The following is a 16,710-nucleotide window of genomic DNA, read 5'->3' on the forward strand; positions in this document are numbered from 1 at the left end:
TGTTTTCAGAAAGGAGTGTGAAGAATGTCAGGATTATTAAAATTACCCATAGGAATTGAAAATTTTGAAAAAATACGCAGTGAAGGGTTTTACTATGCAGATAAAACAAAATTGATTGAACAATTACTTGGGCAATGGGGAGAAGTAAATTTATTTACCCGACCTCGACGCTTTGGAAAATCATTGAGCATGAGTATGCTTCGCTGTTTTTTTGAAATCGGAACAAATCAGACGTTGTTTGATGGGCTTTATATTGCGAAGAATAAAGAGTTATGTGAGCAATATATGGGAAAATTTCCTGTGATTTCTATTAGCCTTAAAAGTGTGAATGCAGAAAATTTTGATAAAGCAAAAGCACAGCTTGTTAAAATTATTAATCGAGAAGCAAGGCGCTTGAGGTCCTTTTTGAGAATAGAATATCTTGAAAAAGAGTATCAAGAGATTTTTTCTGAACTCCTTAACAGAAAAATGGAAGAAGATACTTTAACAAACAGTTTACAGGAGTTTACAGAACTACTGGAGACTTATTATGGTGAAAAGGTCATTGTTCTGATTGACGAGTATGATGTACCTTTGGCAAAGGCAAATGAAAATGGCTATTATGATAGGATGGTACTTCTTATTAGAAATATGCTTGAAAATGTGCTGAAAACTAATGACAGTTTGAAGTTTGCAGTTTTGACGGGATGTCTGCGTATAGCAAAAGAGAGTATTTTTACAGGATTGAATAATTTTAAAGTATATTCTATAACAGATGTTGATTTCGATGAATATTTTGGTTTTACAGATGAAGAGGTAAGAGAAATTCTGCATTATTACAATCAGGATACGCATTATGAAATTGTCAAACAGTGGTATGATGGATATCGTTTTGGGGACTTAGATGTATATTGTCCATGGGATGTTATTAACTATTGCAGCAGTCATCTTAATAATCCAACTTTACCTCCGGAAAATTATTGGATAAATACCAGCGGGAATGATGTTTTAAATCATTTTATCAATAATGTGGGAAATGAGAAAAGTGTGACTAGGTTAGAACTGGAGCAGTTGGTGAATGGAGGAACTGTACAAAAAGAAATAAAGCAAAATTTAACATATAAAGAGTTATATTCTTCTATGGAGAACCTTTGGAGCGCATTGTTTATGACAGGATATCTTACACAGAGAGGAAAAGCAGACGGAAATCGATATAATTTGGCTATTCCTAATCGAGAAATTCGCAATATTATTACAGAGCATATTCTTATACTGTTTAAAGAGAATGTGGAAAAGGATGGAAACATGCTAAACGATTTCTGCAATGCACTTCTGTACGGAGAAGCGGAAAAAGTGGAAAAGATATTTACAGAATATATGCGAAAGACAGTCAGTGTAAGAGATACGTTTGTTCAAAAACCTACGAAAGAGAATTTTTATCATGGTATTCTTTTGGGGATTTTGGGCTTTAAAGAGGGATGGTCTGTGGTATCAAACAGGGAGTCGGGAGATGGCTTCAGCGATATACAAATTTTTATTGATGATGCAGATGTGGGTATTGTACTTGAGGTAAAATATGCAGAGATAGGGCAAGAAGAGAAAGAGTGTCGTAAAGCGTTGAAGCAGATTGTGGATAAAAGATATACAGAAGCTTTGCACCAGTATGGAGTTCATAAAATTTTAAAATATGGGATTGCATGTAACGTGAAAAATTGCAGAGTGATGATGGAAGTATCTGTATAAAGTATAAAAGGGGCTGTTTTTATTACAGCCTCTTTTTCATACTTTATACTCTCTTTAATTTTCACTGACACTTTTTTGCAGAGTAAAGATAAACTCTGTTCCCACACCTTCCGTACTGATTACATTGATATTCTGTTTATGTGAGTTGATAATTTCTTTGACAATGGCAAGTCCCAGCCCTGTGCCTTTTCTGTCTTTTCCCCTTGAGGAATCAATTTTGTAAAATCGGTCCCAAATTTTTGTAAGACTTTCTTTAGGAATTCCACATCCCGTATCTTTTACAGAAATAAAAACGGTTTCATGCTTTAAAGTAGACTCTATTTTAATAATGGAGTCAGGAGAACTGAATTTAATAGCATTATCAATAAGGTTGTATAAAACCTGCTGAATTTGTCCCATATCAGCATGAACGAACAGTGTTTGCCCCGTAAGAAAGAGCTCAATGGAAATACGTTTGTCACGACAAATTCCTTCAAAGGCTTCTGCGGTAGTTTTGATTGTGCGGTTAATATCAAAATCAGAATAATCTAATTGACGGCCTTTTTCATCCAGGTTATTTAATGTAAGCATACTTTGTGTGAGTTTATAAAGTCTGTCTGTTTCATATACGACAATTTTTAAATATTTTTCCTGCATTTCAGGAGGAATTGTTCCATCTAAAATTGCTTCTGTGTAACCTTTTATAGAAGTAAGAGGAGAACGAAAGTCATGAGATACATTGGAGATGAATTTTCGTTGGTAATTTCCTGTCATATCCAATTCATCAGACATATAATTTAAAGTCATTGCCAAATATCCTAGCTCATCTTCTTTATCTAAAGGAATATTGTATTTGAGATTTCCAGATGCAAACGTGTTTGCTCCTTGTATGATTTTTTTAAGAGGACGATTAATCATAATGTAAAATATAGGGATAATAAGCATCATAATTCCCAGAAACAATAGAAATAAAATATGAATAGTATCTAAGAGGCTATCCCTCTGATGACAAAGAACAGACATCGGTAAATGCATGGAAACATAACCTTTTACCTGCATGTTGACGGTAACGGGAACCATAACACTTAACTGCTCTTCCTGAAAATATCCGAAAAAATCACCTATTTGATAATAAGAACCGCTAGACTTTCCAGGGTCAAAGGATTTTAACTCTGGAAAGTCTTCTGCAATGAATTTTTGAGAGGTATCCATCAGAACTTTTCCTTTTGGACTAATCAGTAAAATTTCTTCCTTTTCATAAACGGAAGAACAGAGAGAAGCATAAAACTCAGTAGGGGTGTCTATGTTTTGATAATATTTTATAGCACGTTGTCCTGTTATTTTTGATGCTTCCCGATATAAACGTCCGCTGTATACACTTTCTACATGATCTTCTACTAAATCTGTCCCTACCAGAGAAATTGTAGTAAATCCGAGAATACCGAGAAAAATCATAGCAGTTATAAATTTTACAAAAAGGAATTTTTTCATTTATTTTTGACCTCAAATTTATAGCCTATTCCCCACACAGTGGAAAGCGCCCAAGAAGGGTGGTCTTTGATTTTCTCTCTGAGACGTTTAATATGCACATCCACGGTACGGGTATCGCCAATGTATTCATATCCCCAGATATGATCCAAAAGCTGTTCTCTTGTAAATACCTGATTAGGAGAAGATGCAAGAAAATAGAGAAGTTCTAATTCCTTTGGAGGCATATCCAGTTGTTTTCCATAATAGATTACAGAATAATTTGTCAGGTTAATTGCTAAGTCAGGATATTCCACATATTTTCCCGAAGGTTGTGTTGCCGGAGCTACATTTGGTTGATATCGTCTTAATACAGCTTTTACTCTGGCGACCAGTTCTTTGGAGTCAAAAGGTTTAATGATATAGTCGTCTGCACCCAGTTCCAAACCTAATACTTTGTCAAAGATTTCTCCTTTTGCGGAAAGCATGATAATGGGAACATTAGATTTTTGCCGTATCTCTCTGCATACTTGATAACCGTCCATGCCCGGAAGCATTAAGTCAAGTAAGATGAGGTTTGGGGCAAAGGAGGAGAAAGCATTTAAAGCTGCTTCTCCATCATTGACGATATGGGTATCAAAACATTCTTTTGTCAGATACAGAGAAATCAATTCAGCAATATTGTTGTCATCGTCTACGATAAGAATTTTCTGTTTAGTTACCATATATACTCCCCCTTATTTTTTGAATTCTACAATTGTAACACCGGCATCACCTTCACCGAATTCTGCCAGATGAAAATCTTTTACATATTTTAAGCGTTTTAAATAGTTGTGCACGCCTTTTCGAAGTGCACCGGTACCTTTTCCGTGAACAACACGGACACTGTTTAAATGAGCCAGATAGGCGTCATCTAAATATTTATCTAATTCTGCAATAGCCTCGTCTACGGTTTTTCCCAGAAGGTTGATTTCTGTGCGGATAGAAGCAGATTTGCTCATTCGTATTTTACCTGCACCGGTACGCTGTAATGATGGTGCGGTAATAACCGGTTCATCAATTAATTGCAAATCTGATAAATGTACTTTGGAACGAAGAATTCCCATTTGTACAAAAACCATTCCTTTTGCATCCGGTTTAGAGCTTATGGTTCCTTTAACATTCAGACTTAATACTTTTACAGCATCTCCCAGAGAAATATCCTTGGCAGTAAGTGTAGACTTTTTCTTTTCCGGTGTTTTAAGAGCCATTTTTTTGCCTGTCTGATCCATTTTTTTACGAAGTTCAGAACGTTTTTGCTCTAATTCTTTTGCAGACATAGACTCTTTTCCGGCTTTGTTGAAAATTTTCATGGTTTGGTCTGCATATTCTTTTGCCTCTCGCAAAATACGATGTGCTTCTTCATTGGCATCACGGAGGATACGTTCCTTTCGCTGCTCAAGTTTATCCTGTTTTTCTTCTAATTGTTTTTTCAGACTTTCAATTTCTGTTTTATAACGGGCAATTTCGGCTTCTTCGGCTTCGATGGTTTTTCGGCTTTGCTCCAAAGTTGATAGAACATCTTCAAAGGACTCATCCTCCTGACTGATTTGCTCTTTTGCCTTATCAATAATATAAGAAGGCAGCCCCAGCTTGCCGGAAATGGCAAAGGCATTACTTTTTCCCGGAATACCGATAAGCAGACGATAAGTAGGACGCAGAGTTTCTACGTCAAATTCACAGGAAGCATTTTCAACTCCATGAGTAGAGAGTGCATATACTTTTAACTCACTGTAGTGAGTGGTTGCCATAGTGCGTATTCCCTGTGCATGAAGATGAGATAAAATAGCAATGGCAAGCGCAGCGCCTTCGGTAGGGTCTGTTCCTGCACCTAACTCATCAAAGAGAACCAGGGAGTCACGGTCTGCTTTTTCAATAAAACGTACTACATTTGTCATGTGAGAAGAAAAGGTACTGAGAGACTGTTCAATACTTTGTTCATCACCGATATCAGCGTAAACTTCTTTAAAAATGCTGAGGCGTGAATTGTCAAAAGCAGGAATATGAAGTCCTGACTGTCCCATGAGAGTTAAAAGACCGATTGTTTTTAAGGAAACAGTTTTACCGCCGGTATTAGGACCTGTTACAACAAGAAGATCAAAATCTTCGCCCAGACGAACATCAATAGGCACGACTTTGTGCTTGTCAATCAGAGGATGGCGAGCTTTCTTTAAATCAATAATTCCTTTTGTGTTAAAGCGTGGCTCTGTAGCATTCTGTGCTTTTGCCAAAAGAGCTCTGGCAAAAATAAAGTCAAGCTGTGTCATGACTTTTAAATTATCTTCAATAGCTTCCAGATTTTCAGCGGCATATTGGCTTAGATTAGAAAGAATAATTTCAATTTCAGCCTGTTCCTTTACTTCCAATTCTCTTAAATCATTATTTAGCTTTACAATAGCCATAGGTTCTACAAAAACAGTGGAGCCTGTAGAAGACTGGTCGTGAATCATACCGGGAACATGTCCTTTGTGCTCTGCTTTTACAGGAATACAGTAGCGACCGTTTCGCATGGTAACAACAGCATCTTGTAAATAAGTTCTGGCAGAACCACTGACATAAGAAGATAGCTGACTGTGAATTTTATCATTGGTATTCTTCATAGAACGGCGGATTTGCTTTAAGCCGGCGCTGGCATCATCTGCAATTTCTTCTTCTGACAAAATACAGCGGCGGATTTCCAAAGCCAGTGGTGTCAGAGGCTGAAGAATTTCAAACATACCATCTAAGGAGTCTTGCTTTTCTTCTGCATTTTCTCGTCTTGCATAGGCTTTCGCACGATTTGTATTTTCTAAAAGGCTGCAAAGGGATAACAGTTCTCCTGTTCCTAAGGTACTGCCGATTTCCAGACGTTTTAAGGAACCTCTGATATCTTTTACTCCCCCAAAGGAAAGAGAACCCTTTTGATAAATTCTTGCTAATGCATCAGCAGTTTCTTGCTGCATAATTTCAATTTCATTTAAATTATCCAAAGGGGTAAGATTTCGGCACAAATCTTTTCCACAGGAAGATGTGGCAAAGTTTTCCAGCATTTGAATAATTTTACTATATTCTAAAGTTTTTAAAGCTTTTTCATTCATAAAAATCACCTTATTTAAATTCCATTATAGTTGATAAAACATCTCTATTAGAAAAAATAGGAAGTTATGTCCTATTTTACATTAAAATAAGAAGAAAGAAAAGGGACAGTATTAGAATTTTTTGTGTAATCTTCATGAAAAGTTCATAAACTTTTGTTATAATAAAATATAGTTTTATGTGGAGTGAGTGACATGGAGCAAAAGAAAAAAGAAAAATCTTATGAATTTCTAAAAGAAACGATCAAAGAAAAACCCATTGATAAAAAGAAAATAATGAAACATATTCTTAGGATTTTGGCATCCGGGGGACTTTTTGGACTGGCAGCATCGGCAGTTTTATTATTGGCAGCCCCGGAAATTAGAAAAAACATAGAGGGAAAACAAGAACAGTCACAAATACAGTTTCCATCTGATACAGAGAACAGCGAGGAAAACACAAAAAATAATATACCAGAAGAACAAAGCTCCGAAGCTGGTTCGCAACCGGCTGCAGAAGAAGAACTTACACCAGAGAAGTATCAGAAATTGTTTGCAGACGTTTTTGCCACTGCCCAAGAAGCTAAAAAATCTATGGTAAGAGTAAGAGGAAGTAAAAATGATGAAGAATGGTTTCAGACACCTTATGAAAGTGAAATTTCAGGTTTGCTGGTGGCAGAAAGTGGACAGGAGCTTTTTGTACTGACAGAATACAGAATTGTAGAAAACGTAGACAGAATACAGGTTGTGTTTTATGATGGGACAGTTACAGATGCCAGATTTTTAAAAGGTGATACCAATACAGGATTTGCTATTTTAAAAGTTCCCAAAGCAGGGATTTCAGCTGAGACAAAAGAAGTAATTACTATAGCACCATTGGGAGAGTCCTATGCAGTAGAACAAGGCAAACCTGTTCTTGCAATTGGAAGCCCTATGGGGTATAGTGACTCTGTTGGATATGGAATTATTACATCAACCTGTAATACTATATCAAAAACAGATGCAGAATATAGTCTTTTGACTACAGATATTGCAGGCAGCAGTCTGGGAAGCGGCGTTTTGTTGAATTTAGAAGGCGAAGTGATTGGTTTGATTGCGCAGTCTTTTGCCAGAGAAGATACGCAAAATCTTGTAACCGGACTTGGCGTTTCGGAAGTAAAAGAGATGATACAGATTTTGTCCGATGAAACAAAAGATATTGTTTATTTGGGCATCACAGGTAAAAGTATTACCAAGGATATTTCTGAAAAGAAAGGGATACCGATTGGTGTTTTTGTAGAACAGGTAGAGGTAGATTCTCCGGCAATGCAGGTGGGAATTCAAAATGGCGATGTAATTATAGAGCTGAATGGTGAAAAAATAGAAACTGTAAAAGGTTACCGGCATCAGCTGAAATTCTGTAAAGCAGGACAGACAATTAAAGTAAAAGCCATGCGTCAGGGAACAGAGGGATATGTAGAAGTGGACTTTGATGTGACGCTGCAGGCGAGATAGGAAGGATAGGAAAATGAGATTTATCAGCGAACTTCATGAAGGAGAAAAACTTTCAGGGATTTATTTATGCAAACATAAACAGGCAGCAGTGACAAAGAATGGAAAATCTTATGAAAATGTGATTTTACAGGATAAGACAGGAACGATTGATGCAAAAATCTGGGAGCCAAATTCTCTTGGGATTGATGAGTTTGATGCTTTAGATTATATTGATGTAGTGGGAGATGTTACCAGTTTTCAGGGAAATCTTCAGGTGAGTATTAAAAGAGTCAGAAAAGCTTCTGAGGGAGAATATGAACCGGGAAATTATCTTCCTGTTAGTAATAAAGATATTGAGACAATGTATCAGGAACTTTTGGGAATGATTAATCAGATAAAAAATCCGTATTTTCATCAGTTGCTGTTAGCATTTTTTAAGGAAGATGCTGGATTTGTTAAAACTTTTAAAGGAAATTCAGCAGCCAAAAGTGTACATCATGGTTTTATAGGTGGACTTTTGGAGCATACCGTCAGTGTGGCAAATCTGTGTCTTTATTACTGTGGAACTTATAGTATTTTAAATAAAGATTTGCTCATTACTGCAGCCCTTCTTCATGATATTGGAAAGACAAAAGAACTCAGTGCATTTCCTATGAATGATTACACAGATGACGGACAGCTTTTAGGGCATATTATGATTGGTGCAGAGATGATTCATGATAAGGCAAAGGAAATTCCGGGATTTCCTTATAAGCTGGAAAGTGAATTAAAGCATTGCATTCTGGCGCATCATGGGGAGCTGGAATATGGTTCACCGAAAAAACCGGCACTTGCAGAAGCAGTTGCTCTTAATATGGCAGATAATACAGACGCAAAAATGGAAACTTTGACAGAAATTTTTGCAGCAGCGCCAAACCAGAAGGAATGGCTGGGATATAATCGGTTATTCGAGTCTAATTTTAGAAAATCAAGTTGCGAGTAATTTTAAAGCGGAGCTGTTGCATGGAGTTTTTCATGCAGCAACTCCTTCTTTTCAGATAGGAGAGTTTATGGAATTTAAAAAGAATGATTTGGTAACAGTAAAAATCGAAGATATGGGGCATGACGGCGAAGGAATTGGAAAGGCAGAGGGTTATACTCTGTTTATTAAAGACACAGTAATTGGTGATGTGGTAGAAGCTAAAATTATGAAAATGAAGAAAAATTATGGGTATGCAAGGCTTGTACGTGTGTTAGAGGCTTCCAAAGACAGAACAGAGCCGAAATGTTCTGTGGCAAGAGCCTGTGGAGGCTGCCAGTTACAGTTTTTAACTTATGAAAAACAGTTGGAATTTAAGAAAAATAAAGTGGTAGGAAATCTGGAGAGGATAGGCGGATTTTCTGATATTCCAGTCGAAAAAGTAATAGGAATGGAAAATCCATGGCGCTATCGAAACAAGGCACAGTTTCCGGTAGGGAAAGATAAGGAAGGAAATCTGATTACAGGATTTTATGCAGGAAGAACCCACTCTATTATTCCGAATACTAACTGTTATTTGGGAGTTGAGGTAAACGAAGAAATTTTAAATGCAGTGCTGGATTACATGAGAGAAAATCATGTTGAGCCTTATGATGAAGTTACCGGTAAAGGGCTTGTTCGCCATATTTTAATCCGGTATGGATTTAAAACAAAGGAAATTATGGTTTGTATTATTATAAATGGAAGGAAAATTCCAAATGCGGCAGGACTGGTAGAGAAACTGAAAGATATTTCCGGAATGACAAGCATTACCTTAAATGTAAATACAAAGCGTAACAATGTGATTTTAGGAAATGAAATTTTACCTTTATGGGGGAAAGATTATATTACAGACTATATTGGAGAGGTAAAATATCAGATTTCTCCTCTTTCATTTTATCAGGTAAATCCTGTGCAGACAGAAAAACTTTATGGGACAGCGTTGAAATACGCAGGACTTACAGGCAAGGAAACGGTCTGGGATTTATACTGTGGAATTGGTACAATTTCTCTGTTTTTGGCACAGAAAGCGAAAAAAGTTTATGGTGTGGAAATTGTTCCGGCGGCGATTGAAGATGCAAGAAAAAATGCAGAGATTAACGGCATTGAAAATGCGGAATTTTTTGTGGGTAAGGCAGAAGAAGTTTTGCCTGCAAAATATAAAGAAGATGGTGTATATGCAGATGTGATTGTAGTGGACCCGCCAAGAAAAGGTTGTGATGGAGCTCTGATTGAAACCATGTTGTCTATGAAGCCGGAGAGAATTGTGTATGTAAGCTGTGACTCTGCTACACTGGCGAGGGATTTGAAGGTGCTGTGTGAGAAGGAGTATCAGGTGGAGAAAGTGGCTGTGTGCGATATGTTTCCGGGAAGTGTGCATGTGGAGACGGTTGTTCTGATGATGTATTGTGGTGATAAGAGGAAATAGGACGGTTATACCATAAAATGTTGTGGTTTTTGAGCGTAAATCGAGCAAAAAATGGGGCAAAGAAAACCAATAAACCACCTGCTATGCAGGTGTGTTCCCAGATAGCTTTAGCTTCAAGTAAAAAACCTCCTGTTGTATAATAAGTGTAGGTTCGCCAACCGCACAAAATTATACAAAGAAGGTTATCCTAATGGACAAAAATAGTTTAGCACATACGAAGTGGGAATGTAAGTACCATATTGTATTTGCACCAAAATATAGAAGAAAAGTTATTTATAAACAGATACGAGCAGATATTGGACATATCTTAAGTGAACTATGTAAGAGAAAAGGGATTGAAATAATAGAAGCAGAAGCGTGCCCAGATCATATACATATGTTTGTAAGAATACCTCCGAAATATGTATTTGAAAGACCGGAGCAATGCACAGGGACAATGCTATCCAGCGATTGGTACCATCGCAAAGGAACTACATCTGTCCTCTTGGTGGCGTATGGATTATGTCACTGCGGCGTATCCAGAAGGGATCACCTGAAGAAATCCTAATAGACAGAGAAAAAGAACCACCTTCCGTGAAAGGTGGCAGTCTCTTATCTGTTGTTCAGCATCTCCTGAATTGCTGTGCGGATAACAGATTTATCACGGTCGTTCAGTCGCATATACTGACGCAAATGAATATCGATGCTTGGACGCTTTTCCTCGTTCTCTAAAGCCATAAGGAAGCGGGCGGTAATTTCCACTTTTTCCGCAACCTCTTCCTGTGTTCGATTTGCATCTACACGGTATTTTTTGAAGATAGGCCCGATGTAGGAAATATCCATTTTTTCTGTTTCAGCCACTATCAGTTCACCTCCAATACCATTTTACAGTTCAGGTATCGAGGCGTGAACGTTCTGCGAGTTCGTGAATAACACGAAATATGAAAAAAGGTGCCATATAAAGTAACACCATATTTAACAAATGTAAAAAAATAAAAAGACAACTTTGCTATTCTGATTTTACAGAAGCAAAGTTGTCTTTTTTATTTATGCATGAGTTTAAAAAAAGAATTTCAGATCTTCTTCTACTGTGCTAATTCCCGCAATACCAAAGTTCTCGACCAAAACTTTTGCCACATTGGGGCTGAGGAATGCCGGGAGAGTGGGACCGAGATGGATATTCTTCACGCCAAGATACAGAAGCGCCAGCAGAACGATGACAGCCTTCTGCTCATACCACGCAATGTTGTAGGCGATGGGCAGGTCGTTGATATCGTCCAGACCGAAAACTTCCTTGAGCTTCAAAGCAATGACAGCCAGAGAATACGAATCGTTGCACTGCCCGGCGTCCAGAACACGAGGAATGCCGTTGATGTCGCCCAAAGGCAGTTTGTTGTATTTGTATTTCGCGCATCCGGCTGTCAAGATCACAGCATCTTTCGGCAGTGCCTTGGCAAATTCGGTATAGTATTCCCGGCTCTTGGCACGGCCGTCACAGCCCGCCATCACAACGAACTTTTTGATCGCGCCGCTTTTTACCGCATCGACCACTTGATCCGCCAGAGCCAGAACCTGCGCGTGTGCAAATCCGCCGATCAGCTCTCCTGTTTCAATTTCGGTAGGTGTAGCGCATCTTTTGGCGTGTTCAATGATAACGGAAAAATCCTTCTGCTCCCCGATTTCCCCTGAAATATGGGTACATCCCGGATATCCTGCTGCGCCAGTAGTGTAGAGTCTGTCTTTGTAGCTGTCTTTAGGAGGCACGATGCAGTTGGTGGTCATCAGGATAGGACCGTTGAAGGATTCAAATTCCTCCTTCTGCTTCCACCACGCATTGCCGTAGTTGCCGATAAAGTTGGGATACTTTTTGAATGCCGGGTAATAGTGGGCAGGGAGCATCTCGGAATGGGTATAAACATCCACGCCGGTTCCCTGTGTCTGCTCCAGCAGCATTTCCAAATCCCGCAGGTCGTGACCGGAAACCAGAATACCGCGATTTGTCCCAACGCCAATATTTACTTTCGTAATTTCAGGATTTCCATAGGCTTCCGTGTTGGCCTTGTCCAGCAGAGCCATACCGGATACGCCGTGTTTTCCGGTTTCCATTGTCAGAGCAATCAATTCTTCTACGCTGAGATTGTCATCCAGTGTAGCTGCCAGCGCCCGCTGAAGGAAGGCATCGACCTCCTCATCATCCTTCAGTAGAACGTTTGCGTGTTTGGAGTATGCGGACAATCCCTTCAGACCGTAGGTAATCAGTTCTCGCAGAGAACGGATATCCTCATTTTCAGTAGAAAGAACACCGACAGTTGCGGCTTTTTCTTCCCAATTGCCAGAGCCATTCCATTTTGCCGCTTTGGGCAGACCGGAAGGATCGGCAATCTGCGCCAACAGCACATCTTTTTCAATCAGTGTGGCGCGGATTATTGCCTCAATGTTCTCTTTGTCAAAATTTGCATTGGTGATGGTGGTGAACAGATTCAGGGTAATCAAGTGATTGATTTCCGCAGATACCTGCTTCCCTTCCTGACGCAGTGCAGTTGTAACAGCTGAAATCCCTTTTGTGACATAGACCAGCAGATCCTGCATAGCTGCCACATCAGGCTTCTTCCCGCATACACCGGACATGGTGCAACCTTTGCACCCGGCGGTTTCCTGACACTGATAGCAAAACATTTTTTGTTCCATAATAGACCTCCTAAAAACTTTTAAAATTTGAAATGATGTAGTTACTTTTCAATCAAAAAAGTATATAGATGCGCTTGAATTAATCTTCCCAAGCGATTGCAGACACAGGACACGAATCAATTGCATCCTGCACGGCGCTTTGATTGTCATCGTTTGCTGGTTGGTATGCTTCCGCCTTCTCGTGCTCATTCATACGAAAAACTTCGTTGCAGATCCCACAGCAAAGCCCGCAGCCAATGCAGAGATTCTGATCTACTTTTATTTTCATAAAATCACTTCCCTCTGTCAATTTGTTTTTGTCTGTCGGATATATTCCAAAAACTGAAGAACCGAATCAGAGGTTATTCCAGAATCTTTCCATCAATCGAGATAGTGACTACCTGCCAGGGAATGAATTTTCCGCTTGCCTGCAATGCTTTTTTAGCAGCTAACTCCAGTCCGCCGCAGCAGGGAACTTCCATCTGCACAATGGTCACGCTCTGGATATTGTTGTTTTGGATAATCTGCGTCAGCTTTTCGCTGTAATCCACGTTGTCCAGCTTGGGACAGCCAATCAGCGTAACCTTCCCACGCATAAAATCCTCGTGCATTCTGGCATAGGCATATGCGCTGCAATCTGCCGCAATCAGCAACTTGGCTCCTTCAAAATAGGGGGCACCTACTGGGACCAGTTTAATTTGGCAGGGCCACTGCCTCAACTGTAACTCAGCCTGCATCGGGGCAGAAGGAGCAGATTCCTGCGAATGCTGGATTCGCTGCATTCGGCTGCCCGGGCAACCCGCATGAACACCAACGGAAGGAGAATTCATTCTGTTCTTTTTTCTCATATTTTCCTGCACAGCCTTTTCGTCATAGGCAGCAGCTTCCCGTTCCACAAAGGAAATCGCACCGGTGGGGCAGGTGGGCAGGCAATCGCCCAGACCATCGCAATAATCGTCCCGCAGGAGTTTTGCCTTCCCGTTTACCATGCCGATAGCCTCTTCATGGCAGGCTTCGGCGCAGGCCCCACATCCATTGCACTTTTCTTCGTCTATCTGAATAATTTTCCGAATCATGTTTGCTTCCTCCTTTCTCTTGCGTTTCTGGATTTAGTATACTATAATATGAAATGAAAGTCTGTTGTTATAACAACAAGGAGTGAAAAATATGAATTTATCCAATACACAACTGTTTCGAGGACTGGAAGAAGCAGAGATTACATCTCTTTTGGGTTGCCTGAATGCCACAACGCGTAGTTTTCAAAAAGGAGAGGTAATCCTTTCAGAAGGAAACATCACGGAAAATATCGGGATCTTGCTGTCCGGCCTGGCGGTGATCTCCTGCAACGATATCTGGGGCAATACCAGTATTTTGGGTCATGTTGCGCCCGGCTCTGTATTCGCCGAGGTGTATGCCTGCATTCCGGGGGAGCCGATGTTGGTTACGGTGTCCGCTGCGGAGGATACATCCATATTGTTTATGAATGTGGGGCGTGTCCTGACTACTTGTACCAATGCCTGTCCATTCCACACAAGACTTGTCCGAAATCTGCTGACTGTCTGCGCTCACAGAAACCTTCAGCTTTCTCAAAGAATCCAGCATACCAGTTCCAAATCCATTCGGGGGCGGTTGATGTCCTATTTTTCGGAATGCGCCAAACGCGCCGGGAGCAATTCTTTCCTGATCCCCTACAACCGCCAACAGTTAGCTGATTATCTGAATGTGGACCGCAGTACCATGTGTAACGAGCTTTCAAAAATGCAAAAAGACGGAATTATTGAGTACAGCAAGAATCAATTTTTATTAAAAGATAGCTTGATGTTTCAATAGAGAGTATGAATGATTCATTGTATGTTTTCTGATGATCTATTTTATCAAAAAAATACTTTTAAGTGTCCTTCAAAAATCTCTCAAGCTGTTATATATCAATATGTTATACCTTTCCAATACATGGGAGTCATAACTTCTGCAATCTCTGGCAGAGTGACATCTCGCAAGGCCAATTATCTTCCGTCGTATGTTCCGAAAATCATTGAACTGGTGAATTGCTATCATGATTATGACAAGCCCAAAAATAAACTATTGCAACTTTTGATGGAAGCCGATCTAATTGTAAACAAAGACACGCCCATACCTGTTTCCCTTCAAGTTCCGTTTGAGCAAGGAGGCGTGTTTTTATGTGTGGGGAAACTATGCTGCTGATCCGAAGCAGCACTATTTATTGAAACCGGATATCTGTGTAATGGTGATCACTTAAAAAAAGCGACTCCCTGCAATTGGGATATTCCGGACAACAAGAGGAACAATTAGAACATGAAAAATACGAATTAAGCGTCTGTGTAGACTTTTATGTCTATGCAGGCGCTTTTTTGCGTTCCGCCAGAACTTTATGCCGCTGCCGGAGTCCGCCGCTTGTCCTTCGTTTTCGCATGAATTCGAAAAGGAGGACAAGCCTATGGCAAAGCCATCGATCCCTTTGCGCAGATCCGTAAATCCAGTCGCCAGATATACTTTTTTGAACCCGGAGCCATCATTGAGCATTGCCGAGCACTCCCAAAAGTGTTTTTAGAAATGAATCAGATGCCTGTTCGGTAATTTCCGGAGTGAGATTGTTTCTGCCTCTAATCAAGGCAATGATTTTATACTCCGCTGCCATATTTACCGGCTGGACTGCAGAAGAGGGAACTTCTACAAATGTTTGTGTATGATCCGCTGTTTTCAGATAAGCCTCACGAACTTTCCGGAGTCTCCAGTAATAACTTGCTTTTGCTGACACCATTTATCGATTTTCATTCCTTGCGGACGGTTTTGGCAGTCCCTGACCATGTCAGTCCATTCACTCAAACGGGTTTGCTGTGCAACTAAACTTGTATGAGATTTCATAACTCACCTCTTGTAGCAAAGTCAAAAAAGTTGAGTACTAAACTATTTGGACTTTGTAGTGATGAGTCTATTATCTCACATCGGATGATTTTGAACAGGTACTCGCTATTTTGCGTTTACTTTATCCTATCTATTGTTACTTGTTCTGGTTTTTCCATTCTCGCGGAGAAACACCATAAATATTTTTAAAAGCACGGGAAAAATGAAGCTGATTTTCGTATCCGACAGCAGAGCCGACATCTGCAATGGATAAGGAAGTCAGCTTTAATAATTCCGTAGCCTTTACCATGCGGTAGTTCATAAGAAATTCCTGCGGGGAGCGGCCGATCGAGTTGCGGAAGATTTTTCCGAAATAACTCCGGTTGATGCCGCATACCGCAGCGATATCTTCAATCGAAATATTATTCTGAAAATTCTGTTCAATATAATTGATTGCTTCTTTTATGTAATAATCACTCATGCGTCCGCTGGAGACCAGCTTTGTCGATTTTGCTGACTGCAGCAGATAGTCTAAAAACAGATACAGATGCCCGATGAGATGGAAGGAAGATTCCTGTGGATGATTGACAATATAAAGCATTTCATCGGCAAGTTTTTCCCGCAATTCTTTGGAGTGGGAATGATAAACGGGCGCGTCTTTGCACAAATCTGTGACACTTAAAGCCTCTTTTACACGTAATCCGTCAAATTCAATCCACATATATTTCCACGGAAGCTGTTCATCGGCAATGTAAGTGTTGATCTGGCCGGGAAAAATCATAAACCCCTGTCCGCTTTTTACAGAATAGGTCCGTGTTTCTCCTTTGGAATTGTTTGCCATGAGTGTTCCGGTTCCGGAAAGAACGTAGTGAAACAGGTAGTGGTTGCGTGTTGCAGGCCCGAATGAATGGCCGGGATCACACTGTTCATATCCAAACTGATACATGCACAGATCGATAAAATTTTCATTTGGAAAAATATTAAAAAATGTATTGCTCATAAAATACTCCTTATATACCAAAATGCGACATCAATATCTATTA

Annotated in this window: 15 protein-coding genes and 1 pseudogene; 6 read left to right on the plus strand and 10 right to left on the minus strand. The window is 39.7% G+C overall.

Annotation, left to right across the window (positions count from 1 at the left end; all coding sequences use genetic code 11):
• Positions 1-24: 24 nt before the first annotated feature.
• Positions 25-1,722 carry an AAA family ATPase gene (locus tag CGC63_RS02415; protein WP_004221215.1) on the plus strand — a complete coding sequence of 566 codons (1,698 nt, stop codon included), beginning with the start codon at positions 25-27 and terminating at the stop codon, positions 1,720-1,722.
• Between the two features lie 54 nt (positions 1,723-1,776).
• Here the strand turns inward: CGC63_RS02415 and CGC63_RS02420 are convergent, their stop codons facing one another.
• The 3 genes from CGC63_RS02420 to CGC63_RS02430 are packed head-to-tail and all read right to left on the minus strand — an operon-like array spanning position 1,777 to position 6,284.
• Positions 1,777-3,192 carry a sensor histidine kinase gene (locus CGC63_RS02420; protein ID WP_004221213.1) on the minus strand — a complete coding sequence of 472 codons (1,416 nt, stop codon included), beginning with the start codon at positions 3,190-3,192 and terminating at the stop codon, positions 1,777-1,779.
• A complete protein-coding gene (locus CGC63_RS02425; RefSeq protein WP_004221211.1) occupies positions 3,189-3,893 on the minus strand; it encodes a response regulator in 705 nt (234 codons plus the stop codon). The genes CGC63_RS02420 and CGC63_RS02425 overlap by 4 nt, the downstream gene beginning before the upstream one ends.
• 12 nt (positions 3,894-3,905) lie before the next feature.
• A complete protein-coding gene (locus tag CGC63_RS02430) occupies positions 3,906-6,284 on the minus strand; it encodes an endonuclease MutS2 (protein ID WP_004221209.1) in 2,379 nt (792 codons plus the stop codon).
• A gap of 192 nt (positions 6,285-6,476) precedes the next feature.
• Between CGC63_RS02430 and CGC63_RS02435 the strand changes: the two genes are divergently transcribed.
• From CGC63_RS02435 to tnpA, 4 genes and pseudogenes are all read left to right on the plus strand, one after another.
• Complete coding sequence (locus CGC63_RS02435; protein ID WP_004221207.1) at positions 6,477-7,754, plus strand: S1C family serine protease; 1,278 nt, start codon at positions 6,477-6,479, stop codon at positions 7,752-7,754.
• Positions 7,755-7,767: 13 nt separating this feature from the next.
• Positions 7,768-8,715, plus strand: coding sequence for a 3'-5' exoribonuclease YhaM family protein (locus CGC63_RS02440; RefSeq protein ID WP_004221203.1), 948 nt, complete (start codon positions 7,768-7,770; stop codon positions 8,713-8,715).
• A gap of 67 nt (positions 8,716-8,782) precedes the next feature.
• The gene (gene rlmD / locus CGC63_RS02445; protein WP_009247173.1) at positions 8,783-10,159 is read left to right on the plus strand and encodes a 23S rRNA (uracil(1939)-C(5))-methyltransferase RlmD; all 1,377 of its coding nucleotides are present in this window, start codon (positions 8,783-8,785) and stop codon (positions 10,157-10,159) included.
• 190 nt (positions 10,160-10,349) lie between these two features.
• Positions 10,350-10,559, plus strand: a pseudogene (gene tnpA, locus CGC63_RS02450) (IS200/IS605 family transposase); the annotation flags it as partial.
• A gap of 191 nt (positions 10,560-10,750) precedes the next feature.
• Here tnpA and CGC63_RS02460 read toward each other — a convergent pair.
• The 4 genes from CGC63_RS02460 to CGC63_RS02475 all read right to left on the minus strand — a co-directional run bounded on the left by CGC63_RS02460 (position 10,751) and on the right by CGC63_RS02475 (position 13,881).
• On the minus strand, positions 10,751-10,999 hold the full coding sequence (locus CGC63_RS02460) for a helix-turn-helix domain-containing protein (protein WP_004221196.1): 249 nt from the start codon (positions 10,997-10,999) through the stop codon (positions 10,751-10,753).
• Positions 11,000-11,197: 198 nt separating this feature from the next.
• Entirely contained in the window at positions 11,198-12,826 is a 1,629-nt protein-coding gene (gene hcp / locus CGC63_RS02465) for a hydroxylamine reductase (RefSeq protein WP_004221193.1), read from the minus strand.
• 79 nt (positions 12,827-12,905) lie between these two features.
• Positions 12,906-13,094 carry a ferredoxin gene (locus CGC63_RS02470; RefSeq protein WP_004221192.1) on the minus strand — a complete coding sequence of 63 codons (189 nt, stop codon included), beginning with the start codon at positions 13,092-13,094 and terminating at the stop codon, positions 12,906-12,908.
• Positions 13,095-13,167: 73 nt separating this feature from the next.
• Positions 13,168-13,881: an ATP-binding protein gene (locus CGC63_RS02475; protein WP_004221191.1), complete on the minus strand. Its 714-nt coding sequence runs from the start codon at positions 13,879-13,881 to the stop codon at positions 13,168-13,170.
• Positions 13,882-13,972: 91 nt separating this feature from the next.
• Between CGC63_RS02475 and CGC63_RS02480 the strand changes: the two genes are divergently transcribed.
• Positions 13,973-14,635, plus strand: a complete 663-nt coding sequence (locus tag CGC63_RS02480; protein ID WP_004221190.1) for a Crp/Fnr family transcriptional regulator — start codon at positions 13,973-13,975, stop codon at positions 14,633-14,635.
• A 423-nt stretch (positions 14,636-15,058) separates the two neighbouring features.
• On the opposite strand, the gene CGC63_RS02490 is transcribed toward CGC63_RS02480, so the two are convergent.
• The 3 genes from CGC63_RS02490 to CGC63_RS02500 form a co-directional block, all read right to left on the minus strand.
• Entirely contained in the window at positions 15,059-15,346 is a 288-nt protein-coding gene (locus tag CGC63_RS02490; protein WP_004221186.1) for a hypothetical protein, read from the minus strand.
• Positions 15,336-15,584 (minus strand): hypothetical protein, encoded by a 249-nt coding sequence (locus CGC63_RS02495; protein WP_004221184.1) that lies wholly within the window; start codon positions 15,582-15,584, stop codon positions 15,336-15,338. Before CGC63_RS02495 ends, CGC63_RS02490 begins: the two co-directional genes overlap by 11 nt.
• A 240-nt stretch (positions 15,585-15,824) precedes the next feature.
• Complete coding sequence (locus CGC63_RS02500; RefSeq protein WP_004221181.1) at positions 15,825-16,667, minus strand: AraC family transcriptional regulator; 843 nt, start codon at positions 16,665-16,667, stop codon at positions 15,825-15,827.
• Positions 16,668-16,710: the final 43 nt, after the last annotated feature.

It is taken from the genome of Blautia hansenii DSM 20583, assembly GCF_002222595.2.
In the GTDB taxonomy this organism is placed as follows: domain Bacteria; phylum Bacillota; class Clostridia; order Lachnospirales; family Lachnospiraceae; genus Blautia; species Blautia hansenii.